Annotated in this window: 9 protein-coding genes and 1 rRNA gene; 7 read left to right on the plus strand and 3 right to left on the minus strand. The window is 67.7% G+C overall.

Translation table 11 applies throughout. The features are described 5' to 3' along the window. The first annotated feature begins 27 nt into the window (after nucleotides 1–27). Nucleotides 28–144 (plus strand): 5S ribosomal RNA (rrf, locus tag AC1DKN_RS19015). A 126-nt stretch (nucleotides 145–270) separates the two neighbouring features. Further along, the gene (locus tag AC1DKN_RS19020; RefSeq protein ID WP_230007238.1) at nucleotides 271–771 is read left to right on the plus strand and encodes an SRPBCC domain-containing protein; all 501 of its coding nucleotides are present in this window, start codon (nucleotides 271–273) and stop codon (nucleotides 769–771) included. A gap of 169 nt (nucleotides 772–940) precedes the next feature. Here AC1DKN_RS19020 and AC1DKN_RS19025 read toward each other — a convergent pair whose 3' ends face one another. Then, nucleotides 941–1,972 carry a LacI family DNA-binding transcriptional regulator gene (locus tag AC1DKN_RS19025; protein ID WP_476872194.1) on the minus strand — a complete coding sequence of 344 codons (1,032 nt, stop codon included), beginning with the start codon at nucleotides 1,970–1,972 and terminating at the stop codon, nucleotides 941–943. Between the two features lie 2 nt (nucleotides 1,973–1,974). After that, nucleotides 1,975–3,753, minus strand: a complete 1,779-nt coding sequence (locus AC1DKN_RS19030) for a glycoside hydrolase family 13 protein (protein ID WP_476872195.1) — start codon at nucleotides 3,751–3,753, stop codon at nucleotides 1,975–1,977. 279 nt (nucleotides 3,754–4,032) lie between these two features. Here AC1DKN_RS19030 and AC1DKN_RS19035 point away from each other — a divergent pair, with 279 nt between their 5' ends. The 5 genes from AC1DKN_RS19035 to AC1DKN_RS19055 all read left to right on the plus strand — a co-directional run bounded on the left by AC1DKN_RS19035 (nucleotide 4,033) and on the right by AC1DKN_RS19055 (nucleotide 11,481). Then, the gene (locus AC1DKN_RS19035; protein ID WP_476872196.1) at nucleotides 4,033–5,331 is read left to right on the plus strand and encodes a sugar ABC transporter substrate-binding protein; all 1,299 of its coding nucleotides are present in this window, start codon (nucleotides 4,033–4,035) and stop codon (nucleotides 5,329–5,331) included. Between the two features lie 124 nt (nucleotides 5,332–5,455). Further along, nucleotides 5,456–7,108, plus strand: a complete 1,653-nt coding sequence (locus AC1DKN_RS19040; protein WP_476872197.1) for an ABC transporter permease subunit — start codon at nucleotides 5,456–5,458, stop codon at nucleotides 7,106–7,108. Continuing rightward, the gene (locus AC1DKN_RS19045; protein ID WP_476872198.1) at nucleotides 7,105–8,088 is read left to right on the plus strand and encodes a sugar ABC transporter permease; all 984 of its coding nucleotides are present in this window, start codon (nucleotides 7,105–7,107) and stop codon (nucleotides 8,086–8,088) included. The genes AC1DKN_RS19040 and AC1DKN_RS19045 overlap by 4 nt, the downstream gene beginning before the upstream one ends. 2 nt (nucleotides 8,089–8,090) lie before the next feature. Beyond that, on the plus strand, nucleotides 8,091–10,076 hold the full coding sequence (locus AC1DKN_RS19050; RefSeq protein ID WP_476872199.1) for a glycoside hydrolase family 13 protein: 1,986 nt from the start codon (nucleotides 8,091–8,093) through the stop codon (nucleotides 10,074–10,076). Between the two features lie 34 nt (nucleotides 10,077–10,110). Then, nucleotides 10,111–11,481: an FAD-binding oxidoreductase gene (locus AC1DKN_RS19055; protein WP_476872200.1), complete on the plus strand. Its 1,371-nt coding sequence runs from the start codon at nucleotides 10,111–10,113 to the stop codon at nucleotides 11,479–11,481. A 48-nt stretch (nucleotides 11,482–11,529) separates the two neighbouring features. Here AC1DKN_RS19055 and AC1DKN_RS19060 read toward each other — a convergent pair whose 3' ends face one another. Beyond that, nucleotides 11,530–12,948, minus strand: a complete 1,419-nt coding sequence (locus tag AC1DKN_RS19060; RefSeq protein ID WP_476872201.1) for a DUF4032 domain-containing protein — start codon at nucleotides 12,946–12,948, stop codon at nucleotides 11,530–11,532. Nucleotides 12,949–12,971 lie beyond the last annotated feature (23 nt).

The raw sequence follows: 12,971 nt of genomic DNA on the forward strand, positions 1-12,971 counted from the left end.
CAGCGGGCACGGTGGCGGAGCAAGGGTTACGGCGGTCATAGCGTGGGGGAAACGCCCGGTCCCATCCCGAACCCGGAAGCTAAGACCCACAGCGCCGATGGTACTGCACCCGGGAGGGTGTGGGAGAGTAGGTCACCGCCGGAACACCATTAACGGTTGAGGACCCCCACCACAAGGTGGGGGTCCTCCCGCATTTAACGACCCATACGAAATACTCAAGCCGAAACCCCATGCGGGCCCGGTTGGGCGGCGCGGGTAGAGTTGTTGCCCATGGATAACCTCTTCAGCCATGCTCCCGTTGACCCTTCTGATGGCCCCGAGCCGGAGGTAGCCGACGGCCTGGAGCCGGTTGTCTACACGGTGGTGGTACCCGGCGCCGTCGCCCGGGCCTTTGTGGGATTCACCGAACATACGCACCTCTGGTGGCCGCTGGAGGACCACAGCGTCTATGGCGCCGGCTCCTACGTGGAGTTCGAGGAGAGCCTCATCATGGAGACCGCTGATGATGGCCGGACAGCCGTGTGGGGATCCATTGACGACTGGCAGCCGCCGTTGTCCTTCCATGCCAGCTGGCACCCTGGGACCACTGCCATATGGTCCACTGAGCTCCGGGTGGCCTTCAAAGCGGTCGGCGAGGGAACAGAGCTCCGCCTGGTTCACAGCGGTTGGGAAGGCGCCGAGGATCCCGCGGCCGCCCGGGCAGACTACGCGGCCGGCTGGCCCGGCGTCCTGGACCGTTTTGTTCGCTTCATGGGCGGCGCCGGCGCCTGAGCTTGCTTGGCCTGTGGGCCGGATCGAGGCGTTGCTTCCCAGTTGCTCGGAGGACCGGGGCGGAGAACCCGTGGGGCCTCCCCGGCTTTCCGGGCCGTTCTGGGCAGACGGCCAGGCCATGGAGCGAGGAACTGGGCAGGAACGCCGCCACGGAGAAAATAGCCGGAGACTAGCGGGTCGGTCCTTGGTCAAGGGGCGGAACAGCGGTGCTGGACCGGATGACAAAGCGCGTAGGGTATTCGGTGTGCGGGGCCGCCGCGTCTCCGGCGCCGTCGAGCCTGGCCAACAAGCGCCGCACGGCCAGCGCGCCCTGGCCCCGCGCGTCTTGATCGAACGTGGTCAGCCCGAAGACCTCACCAAGTTCATGGCCGTCGATGCCGATGACGGAGAGGTCCTGCGGCACCCGCAGGCCGAAATCCCGGGCAGCGAGGATCGTCCCAATCGCCATCTCGTCGGAGGCGGCAAAGACGGCCGTGGGGCGCTCCGGTGAGGTGCCGAGCAGCGTACGGGCGTTGGCATAGGCGCCCTGGATCGTGAAATCGGCGGAGATCTGCCACTCCGGCCGGACCGTCAGCCCGGCGTCGCGCATGGCTTTCTTGAAGCCCGCCTGGCGTGTCCCGGGAAGGCGGAAATCCTGGTCGTAGGCGGCATCGCCGGTCATATGGGCGATTTTGCTGTGGCCGAGCTGGATCAGGTGGCGGGCTGCGGCCTCCGCGATGCCGGAATCATCGATGCGGATGGTCGACGCGCCAGGCAACGGGCCGCCGATCCCGACGATCGGACGGTGGATGGCCAGCAGCTGGTCGATCTCGGCCTCGGAGAGCTCCAAGGACACTGCGATCACAGCATCCACGCGTTTGCGCAGCAGGAAGTCGTTCAGAACACTGTGCCGGCGCTCCTGCCCCCCACTGACGTTGTACAGCGTGAGGTCGTAGCCGGCGTCCAGCAGGGTGGCAGAGACACCTTCGACCACCGAGGAAAAAAACCACCGGTGGACCGAGGGGACAACAAGGCCGACATTGTGATTGCGCCCGGAGGCCAGGCTGGAGGCGTGGTAGGACAGGACGAAGCCAAGCTCAGCGGCGGCGGTCTGGGCGCGTTCCCGGCTTCGCGGGGAAACGTTGCCTTTGCCGCTCAAGGCGCGCGAAACGGTGGCGATGGAGAGGCCGGCCCGTTCCGCGACGTCCTTGATGCCGGGCATGCCTAGCCCTCCGTGTCCTCGATGTAGATTTCCAGCCAAACAGTTTCACCTGAGCTTAACGGATCGCCGGCGCTGTCCATGCCCCCAACGTCGTAGCCGGCCTCCGGTGACGTTGAGCTGCGCAGCAGCACCCGCCCGGTGGGCAGTTCCAAGGGCTCGGACCCCACATTCAGCAGCACCAGCGTGGAGCCGTTGAGGAAGGCAAGGCTCGTGTCCGTGCACAGGTCCTCGTACCAGGACAGTGAGCCGCGGCCCAGGTCCAGCCGGCGGCGGAGCTCCAGCATGCGCTTGTAGAGGCTTAGGTGCGACGTCGGCGAAGCGGCCTGCACATCCCGCGCCAGCCGGGCGAAGCTTTCCGGCTGCGGCAGCCAGGGGTCCTGCCCGTGGCCGAATCCTGCGTGGAGTTCTCCGGCCCGCCAGGGCAGCGGGACGCGGCAGCCGTCGCGGCCCAGCCGTGCGCCGCCGGTGCGGGCGAAGGTGGGGTCCTGGCGCCGGGTGTCCGGGATGTCGATCCCGTCCGGGAGGCCGAGTTCTTCGCCCTGGTAGAGGTAAGCCCCGCCGGGCAGCCCGAGCATGAACAGGGACGCCGCTGCCGCGCGGGAGCGTCCGAGGTCCTCGTCCGGCTGCGGATCCCAGGTGCCGATTCCGTCACCGTCGCGCGGCGCCTGCCCGTTGTATCCGAAGCGGGTGGCGTGGCGGACGACGTCGTGGTTGGAGAGCACCCACGTGCTGGGGGCGGCGACGGCGTCCAGCGACGTCAGTGACTCGGTGATGACGTGGCGCATGCGATGCACGTCCAGGCCGGCATGGAGGTAGGGGAAGTTGAAGGCCTGATGCATTTCGTCCGGGCGCACCCAGTCGGCGAGCCGGGGGAGCGGGTCAACGTTTGCCTCGGCGCAGAGGATCCGGTCGGGGCCGTACTCGGCGAGAATCAGCCGCCACTGGCGGTAGATGTCGTGGAGGGCAGGCTGGCCGAACATCGGAGCGTCGCGTCCGGGGAAGCCGTCAGAGCTGCTGCCGTCGGCGCGGCCGCCCCACTCCGGCAGGCCGGTGGCCTTCACGAGGGCGTGCGCCACGTCCACCCGGAAACCGGAGACGCCGCGGTCCAGCCAGAAGCGCAGGACCCGCTCGAATTCCACGTGGACGGCGCGGTTGTCCCAGTTGAAGTCCGGCTGGGAGGAGTCGAAGAGGTGCAGGTACCACTGGCCCGGGGTCCCGTCGGGTTCGGTGATCCGAGTCCACGCCGACCCGCCGAAGTGGGACTGCCAGTTGTTCGGCGGTTCTTCGCCGAAGGTTCCCTTGCCGTCGCGGAAGATGAACATGTCCCGCTCCGGGCTGCCGGCGGGAGCGGCCAGGGCGGCCTGGAAGGCCGCGTGCTGGTCCGAGCAATGGTTGGGCACCAGGTCAACGATCATCCGCAGTCCCAGCCGCGCGGCCTCGGCAATCATGGCGTCGAAGTCGTTCAGCGTGCCGAACAGGGGGTCGACGTCGCAGTAATCGCTCACGTCGTAGCCGGCGTCGCGCTGCGGAGACCGGTAGAACGGCGAAAGCCAGACGGCATCGATGTCCAGGTCGGCGAGCCGGGGAAGCTCGGCTGTGATTCCGGCGAGGTCGCCGATGCCGTCGCCGTTCAGGTCCCGGAACGAGCGAGGGTAGACCTGGTAGATGACGGCGGACCGCCACCATCCCGGGATGTGGTCTGCGGCGTGCACCGGGGTCAGCGGACCCGTCAGGGGGCCGGCCTGCGCGGCGGGGGAGAGGAGAACTGAATCAACGGACATGACGGTAATCGTAAGTCCCACACCGGGAAAATGAAAACGCTTCCAGTCACATTCGAATCGGGCAGTTTCGGCCAGTCGTTGGACTGTCCCGGCCCGGCGTCCGGCCAGCCAGCGAAGCCCCTCGCCCCGGGCCGGTGCGGTGACTTTTCAAAGTGGTACCTAGCGTGTACTTTGGAAGCGCTTGCAGTTGTGAGCCACATCACCGACGATGCCACGGGGCTCTGGAATGGACTTCCAGGGCCTTACGCGTGGATGCAGGAATTTATGAAAGGGACACCAATGAAGGTGCAGAACACCCTCACGAACGGAACGAGCCGCCGCGTATTCACCGCGGGCGCTATTTCCGTAGTGGCCGCACTGGCCCTCAGCGCGTGCGGCGGCGCCGCAGCCACCGCACCCGCGACCGCGACGGCCAAGCCTGACCTGAAGGCCTCCGGCGCCAGCACGATCACCATGTGGGTCGATGCCGAGCGCGCGCCCGCGCTGAAGGACATCACGGCCAAGTTCCAGACCGATACCGGCATCGCGGTCAAGCTCGTCGTCAAGGACTTCGCCGCTGTCCGCGACGACTTCATCACCCAGGTCCCGACCGGCAAGGGCCCGGACCTGATCGTTGGCCCGCACGACTGGGTCGGCAAGTTCGTCCAGAACGGCGTGATCGCTCCGGTGGAGCTCGGGGACAAGAAGTCCGAGTTCCAGGACTCCTCCATCAAGGCCATGACCTACAACGGCTCCGTCTACGGCGTCCCGTATGCGATCGAGAACATCGCCCTGCTCCGCAACACGGACCTCGTTGCCCAGAGCGCCAAGACCCTGGACGAGGTCGTCGCCAACGGCAAGAAGGCCGTGGCCGACGGCAAGGCAAAGTTCCCGTTCCTCGTGGGCATGGACCCGAAGCAGGGCGATCCGTACCACCTCTACCCGCTGCAGGCCTCAATGGGCTCGCAGGTCTTCGGCAAGGCAGCCGACGGCGGCTACGACCCCAAGCAGCTCCTGATCGGCGACGCCTCCGGCGTCGAGTTCGCCAAGAAGCTGGCCGCCTGGGGCGACAAGGGCGAAAAGATCATCAACTCCAACATCACCGGTGACATCGCCAAGGAGAAGTTCCTGGCCGGCGAGTCCCCGTACTACCTGACCGGCCCGTGGAACGTGCCGGACGTGCAGAAGAAGGGCATCAAGTTCGCTGTCGACGAGCTGCCGACCACCGGCGACCAGCCGGCCCAGCCGTTCATCGGCGTCAACGGCTTCTTCATCAGCGCCAAGAGCGCCAACGCCCTGGCCACCAACGAGTTCGTCACCAACTACCTGACCTCCGGGGCCGCACAGGACTCCATGTACAAGGCCGGTGGCCGCCCGCCGGCACTGAAGGCCTCCTTCGAGAAGGCAGCAAGCGACCCGGTTGTCGCCGCCTTCGGCAAGATCGGCGCCAACGGCGTCCCGATGCCGGCCATCCCGGAAATGAGTGCCGTCTGGGCCGACTGGGGAGCCACCGAGCTCGCCCTCATCAAGGGCCAGGGCGATCCCGCCGCTGACTGGGCCAAGATGGCCGCCAGCATCAAGAGCAAGATCAAGGGTTAGTCCCCGCGCCGGTTCCTGACGCTTCCCCAAGCGCCAGTAACCGGCGGCACCGGGCCGGGCGGCCGTGAGGCCGCCCGGCCCGTTCCTGCATCACCCCAGCTTCTCCCAAGGACTGTAGACAGCCATGTCAGATACCGAACTCCGCGAGGACATAGACCCCGCATTGTCGTCCGCCCCGGACGCCGCCCCCACAACCTCAGCCCGGCGGGCCGGCAGCGCCCACCCACGCCGGAGCGGCCCCGAGGGGGTGAAGGGAACCATCGCGAAGATCGTGCTGCTGGGCCTCGTGGACGCCCTCGCTGTCTACATCCTGATGATGCTTTTCCTGAGCCAGTCCTGGCTGGCGTTGGGAGTCTCCGCCGCCGTCGTGCTCGTGATCAACTGGATCTACCTGCGCAAGGGCGGCCTGCCCGCCAAGTACCTGGCCCCGGGCGTGCTCTTCCTGCTCGTATTCCAGGTCTTCGTGGTCATGTTCAGCGGTTACATCGCGTTCACCAACTACGGCGACGGCCACAACAGCACCAAGGGTGACGCGATCGCCGCCATCCAGCTCACCGCGCAGAAGCGGGTGCCCGAGTCGCCGGCTTACAAGGCCGCCGTGCTCACCAAGGACAACTCCTTCTACCTTCTCTTCACCGACCCGCAGGGCAAGGTCTCGCTCGGTAACACCGAGACGCCGCTCGCGGAAGCCCCCGGCGCCGGCAAGGACTCGACCGGGAAGGCCAACGCCCTGGCCGGCTACCGAACCCTGAACTTCCAGGAGATCGTTGCCAACCAGCAGAGCATCCTGGACATCACCGTCCCGGTGTCCGCCAACCCGGCCGACGGCACCCTGCGCACCGCGGACGGCAGCAACGCCTACCAGTTCAAGCCGTCGCTGAAGTACGACGCCGCTGCCGACACCTTCACGGACACCGCCTCCGGTGCCGTCTACCGCGACAACGGCAAGGGCGCCTTCGCGGCAGGCAACGGCGAGACGCTCTCCACCGGCTGGAAGATCGACGTCGGGATGGAAAACTTCGCCCGCGCCTTCACCGACGCCAGCCTGCGCGGCCCGCTGCTCGGCGTTATCCTCTGGACCTTCACTTTCGCCCTGGCTTCCGTCGCTCTGACCTTTGCGCTGGGGCTGTTCCTGGCCATCACCTTCAACCGCGAGGACCTCAGGGGCAAGAAGGTCTACAGGATCCTGATGATCCTGCCGTACGCCTTCCCCGCCTTCCTCACCGGCCTGGTCTGGTCCGGCATCCTCAACCCGGAATTCGGGTGGCTCAACCAGAACCTGTTCGGCGGGGCATCCATCGGCTGGCTCACCGACCCGTTCCTGGCCAAGATCAGCGTGCTGGTGGTCAACCTCTGGCTGGGTTTCCCCTACATGTTCCTGGTCTGCACCGGCGCGCTGCAGTCGCTGCCCAGCGAGCTGGACGAGGCCGCCCGGATGGACGGTGCCGGCCCGTGGCGGGTGTTCCGCTCTATCAAGCTCCCGCTGCTGCTGGTCTCGATCGCGCCGTTGCTGATCTCCTCCTTCGCCTTCAACTTCAACAACTTCAACGTGATCTTCATGCTCACCGGCGGCGGACCCCGTTTCGAGGACACCAACCGGGACATCGGAGCCACCGACATCCTGATCACCCTGGTGTACAAGGTGGCATTCGGGCAGGGCACTGGCCGTGACTACGGCCTCGCCAGCGCGCTGGCGATCATCATCTTCATCATCGTGGCCACTGTCTCGGCCATCAGTTTCAAGCAGACCAAGGCACTCGAGGACGTGAACGCATGAACGGGTCAGCATCGCGCACCGCCGCTCCGGCAGAGAAAACCCGGCAGGCTGGAGGGACCGGCCCCGGCAACATCACCACCGGTGCGACCGACGTCGAATACCTCAAGTCGCTGCAGCGCCGGCGCCCGTTCGGCGTCTGGTTCAAGGACAAAGGATGGCGCCACCTGGTGGGGTGCATCGTGACGGTCTTCGCGGTCTTCCCGCTGCTCTACGTGCTCTCCGCAGCGCTCAACTCCACCGGCACCCTGGTGGGTTCCAACGCGCTGTTCAGCAGGATCGACTTTGGCAACTTCACCGCCCTGTTCGACATGCCCTCGCGGCCCTTTGCCCGCTGGTTCGGCAACACCATGGTGGTGGGCGGCGTGACCTCCGCGGCCACCGTGTTCCTGGGCGCCATGGCGGCGTACGCCTTCTCCCGGATGCGCTTCACCGGGCGCCGGATCGGCCTGCTGAGCCTGCTGCTGCTCCAGATGTTCCCGCAGCTGCTGGCCGTCGTCGCCATCTTCCTGCTCCTGAGCGGCATCTCCGAGGTCATCCCGGCCCTCGGCCTGGGCAGCCAGCTGGGCCTGATCATGGTGTACCTGGGCGGCGCCCTGGGCGTGAACACCTACCTCATGTACGGCTTCTTCAACACCGTGCCGCAGTCCCTGGACGAGGCGGCGAAGATCGACGGCGCCAGCCACGCGCAGATCTTCTTCGGCATCATCATGCGGCTCGTCACGCCGATCCTGGCGGTGGTGGGCCTCCTGACGTTCATCGGCATCTCCGGCGAGTTCGTGATCGCCTCCGTGGTGCTCACGGACCCGGACAGCCAGACCCTCGCCGTCGGGCTGTACTCCTTCGTGGCGCAGCAGCGCTCGGAGAACTGGGGCGTCTTCGCCGCCGGCGCCGTGCTCAGCGCCATCCCGGTGATGGCCCTGTTCCTGTTCCTGCAGCGCTACATCGTCAGCGGGCTCACTGCGGGCTCGGTGAAGGGCTAGGCATGACGCTGCCAGGCAGCGCCGGCCCGCTGCCGCACCACGACGGTTCGGCACTCCACGCGCCCCGGCACGTGGAACCGGGGGCGGACGTCCGGCTGCGGCTCCGCGTGCCGGCCGTCTGGGGGCGGCCCGCCCGGGTGTGGCTCCGGTCCATCCACGACGGGGAACCCCGCTACGATCCGGCCAGGAACCTTGGCGACGTCGACGGGTGGGCCTGGTGGGAGGCTGCGATGGTGGTGACCAACCCGGTGGCCCGCTACCGGTTCCTGATCGAGGTCGGCCCGCGGTATTGGACCCTCAACGCGCAGGGCCTATTCAGCCGGGACGTCTCCGACTACGCCGACTTCCGCCTCACCACGTTCCGGCCCGCCCCCAAATGGCTGCGCCGGGGAACGATGTACCAGATCTTCCCGGACCGCTTCGCCCGCTCCACGCCGTCGCAGCCGGCGCCGGAAAAGACTTCCCCGGACGAGGCGTTCCCGGACTGGGCCGTGCCGTGCGGGTGGGACACCACCGAGGTCGAGGGCTTCGGTCCGCAGACCCCGTACCAGTATTACGGCGGAGACCTCCGGGGCATCACCGAGCGGCTGGACCACATCCAGGCGCTCGGGGCCGACGTCATCTACCTGACGCCGTTCTTCCCGGCCCGCTCCAACCACCGCTACGACGCCGCCACCTTTTCCATGGTGGACCCGCTGCTGGGCGGGGACGAGGCCTTGGTGGAACTCGTCCAGGCCGCCCACGCCCGCGGCCTGCGGGTGATGGGCGACCTCACGGCCAATCATTCCGGCGACGCCCACGAATGGTTCCAGCGCGCCCTGGCCGACCCGGCCTCCGAGGAAGCCGGGTACTACTACTTCAATGCCGACCACACGGCGTACGAGTCCTGGTACGGCGTCAGGTCGCTGCCCAAGCTCAACTGGGCCTCCCCGGGCCTGCGCGAGAAATTCGTCCTGGACGACGATTCCCCGGTGGCGCTCTGGCTCCGGCCGCCGTTCAACCTGGACGGCTGGCGGATCGACGTCGGCAACATGACCGGCAGGCTCGGCGGCACCGATCTGAACTACGACGTCGCCCGGCTGATCGCGGACCGCGTCCGTTCGATCAACCCCGAGGCGGCTCTGCTCGCCGAGGCCACGAATGACGCGGCACCCGACTTCAGCGGCGAGCACTGGCACGGTGCCATGACCTACTCCAACTTCACCCGCCCGCTGTGGTCCTGGCTCGCAGGGGACGCGGGACACGTCAATTTCTTTGGAACCCCGCTGCCCGGCCCCAACCGGACCGCCGCGGAGGACTTCCTGGCCACGCACCTGGACCTCGCTTCCGCGTTCAGCTGGGATGTCCGTCAGCAGAACATGAACGCCCTGAACAGCCACGACACCGCGCGGGCGGCCACCGTGATGATCGACGGCGGCCAGCGGCTCGGCGCGCTGCTGATGTTCACCCTGCCGGGCGTTCCCGTGGTGTTCGCCGGCGACGAGTTCGGACTCAAAGGCGACAACGGGGAGTCCTCCCGGACGCCCATGCCCTGGGACGACCCCAACCGCATCCTCACCGACCTGACGGCGGACTACGCAGCCCTCACCGCGCTGCGCCGGGACCAGCCCGCACTGACGGGCGGCGGCGTGCGCTGGCTGTACGCACGCGGGGACGTCCTGGCGTTCGTGCGTGAAACAGGGAAGAGCGCCGTGCTCGTGGTGGTGGCCCGGGCCGGGGCGGAGGCGGAACTGGCTCCCGGAACACTCTCAGGGGGCCAGTTCGCGGCCCTCGCCGGGCGGCCTGCCTACGCGGCGGGCGAGGTCATGGTGGAACTGCGGCGGGAGCCGCGCGGGGAACCGGGCGGGGCGCCGGAGCCATCGCCGGACGCGTCTGCCGGGAAGATCAGGGCGGATGAGGCCGCCCGATCCGCCCTGATCCGCACCCGGGGTCCGGCCGCTGCCGCATGGGTGCTGCCCGGGACCCGGCTGCCGCTCCCGCAGTCTTAGACTGGGAACCGGATTCGACCGAACTGGAGACCGCATGCGCAGCATCATCGACGAGCTGACCACCGCCCTGGGCGCGGCGAAAATTGCCGTGGACGCGACCACCCTGGCCGCCTATGCCGTGGACCAGGCTCCCGTCCTGGATTATCAGCTCCCGCAGGCGGTGGTCCGCGCCGAATCGGTGGCCGACGTGCAGGCTACTGTGCGTGCCTGCGCCGACCTTGGCGTCGCGCTTGTGGCGCGCGGGGCCGGTACGGGGGTCTCCGGGGGCGCCCACGCGAGCGCGGGCTGCGTGGTGCTCACGCTCGAGGGGATGAACCGCATCCTGGACCTCAACCCGGACGACGAGACCGCCGTCGTGGAACCCGGCGTCATTAACGCCGACCTGAATGCGGCCGCCGCCGTGCACGGGCTCATGTATGCCCCGGATCCTGCAAGTTTCAAGATGTCCACCATCGGCGGCAACGTGGCCACCAACGCCGGCGGGCTGCGCTGCGCGAAGTACGGGGTGACCCGCGACTCTGTCCTGGCGCTCGACGTCGTCCTCGCGGACGGCTCCCTCATCCATACCGGCCACCAGACCTTCAAGGGCGTCGCCGGCTATGACCTCACCGGGCTGTTCGTCGGCTCGGAGGGGACCCTGGGGATCGTGGTCGGTGTCACCGTACGGCTGAAGTACCTGCCGCGCGACGTTCACACCATCGCCGCCTTCTACCCGGACTTCCGCAGCGCCGCGGCCGGGGTCCTAGCCGTGGGGAGGGCCCGTGTGCAGCCGGCCATCGTGGAACTGCTCGACGGCGGCTCGCTCGCCCAACTCGACGAGATCCACGGCTCGGACCTGGCCGCACGCGGGGCATCCCTGCTGCTGATCCAGACCGACGGCTTCGGTGCGGCAGCGGAAGCCGCGGCCATCCGCCCGGTCCTGGTGGCGGGAGGAGCGGTGGTGACCATGGAGGCCAACGCGGAGGCAGAGGAGCTTGTCGAACTGCGCCGCAACAGCAGAGGGACCGAGGTGGACGACGAATACCGGGTGGGCGAGGACGTGGCCGTGCCGCGATCGCGGCTGGTGGATTACGTCGCCGAACTTGAGTCCATGGCGGCGGAGCACCGGGTGCAGCTCAAAGTCGTGGCGCACGCCGGTGACGGCAACCTGCACCCCACCTTCTGGGTCGACCGGGTGGACAACTCCGTGGACCCCGATGCCATGGCCCGCCTGGGCGCCGCCCTGGACCGGTCGATTGCCGTGGCCCTGGCCATGGGCGGCACGATCACCGGCGAACACGGGATCGGGCAGTACAAGCTGCGCTGGCTTGGCCTGGAGCAGAAGGAACCCGTGCGGGAGCTGCAGCGCCGGATCAAGGAACTCTTCGATCCGGCCGGGATCCTGAACCCCGGCAAGGCGATTTAGCTGAAGGCGATTTAGCCCGGGCGTGCCACAACATGCCCGGCGCGCGGCTTAGTCGTCGGAGTCGGGGTATTCGTCTACTGATTCGTCGGCGCCGTAGCGTGATTCCTCGGTCTCCACCTCAAGGATCTTGAGCAACCCCGTGTCCGGGTTGAGCATGATCGCGGCCTCGTCCCGGCGGTGGCGGAGTTCGTTGTCGATGTAGGACTGGACGGCCTCCGCCAGGGGGATGTGCCGGTTCTCCTTCTCGGACATGTACCAGCGGTGCTCCAGGACCTCGTGCACCGCCTCGGCCGGCTCGAGCTTGCCGGAGAGGTCGCGGGGGATGGCCCGGACGATCGGTTCGAAGATCTGGCTGACCCACAGGTGCGCGCTGTATTCCTCGTCCATGCCCGGGTTGTTGTCCGCCCGGAACGAGTCCATGTCGTTCAGGAGCCGGCGGGCCTGGTTTTCCTGGGCGTCCAGGCCGGTCAGGCGCAGCAGCCGGCGCTGGTGATGCCCGGCGTCGACGACCTTCGGCTGGAGCTGGATGGTCGAGCCGTTCTGCGTGGTCTTGATCGCGTATTCCTCGACGTCGAACCCCAGCTCGTTGAGCCGCCGGATCCGGGCTGCCACGCGCCAGCGTTCCCCGATCTCAAACGATTCCTTTGCCGTCAGCTCGGTCCACAACCGCCGGTAGCTGTCCATGATCAGCTCGCTGGTGGCCACGGGGTCCACCTTCTCCTCGATCAGGCCGCCGTCGAGGAGGTCCATGAGTTCCCCGGCGATGTTGACGCGGGCGATTTCGAGGTCGTACTCGCGCTGGCCGGTGGACAAATCCGGGTACAGTTCGCCGGTCTCGGCATCGACCAGGTAGGCGGCGAACGCGCCGGCGTCGCGGCGGAACAAGGTGTTGGAGAGCGACACGTCGCCCCAGTAGAAGCCGATCAGGTGCAGCCGGACCAGCAGCAGGGCCTGGGCATCGATGAGCCGGGTCAGGGTGTCCTTGCGCAGCATCTGGGAGAAGAGCGCACGGTAGGGCATGGAGAACTTCAGGTGCCGGGTGACCAGCACCGGGTTCAGCGGCCGGCCCTCCGGGGTGGTGCGTCCGGTGATGACCGCCACCGGCTCCACGCCGGGAACGTCCAGCCGGGCGAGCTTGCGCAGCATGTGGTATTCGTGGCGGGCCACGTGTTCCGAGGTTTCCTTGATGGCGATCACGGAGCCGCCGAGGTGGGCGAAGCGCACGATGTGCCGTGAGATGCCGCGGGGGAGGGCTGCCAGATATTCGGCCGGCCAGTCCTCGAGGGCAATGTGCCAGGGCAGGTCCAGCAGCTCGGGCTCGGTGGCGGCGGCCGTGATGCTCAGCGAGCTGGACACCATCGCGGCCTTTTGGTCATTGGCGCTGGCGGCCTCGAACCGGGGCAGTTTCCCGATCTGACCGTAGTCGGTGGGCTCGTCGTGCCACTGGGCACTGTTTTCCTCGGTCATGGGGTTTCCTCGGTCATGAATCA

It is taken from the genome of Arthrobacter sp. 01N444, assembly GCF_056399305.1.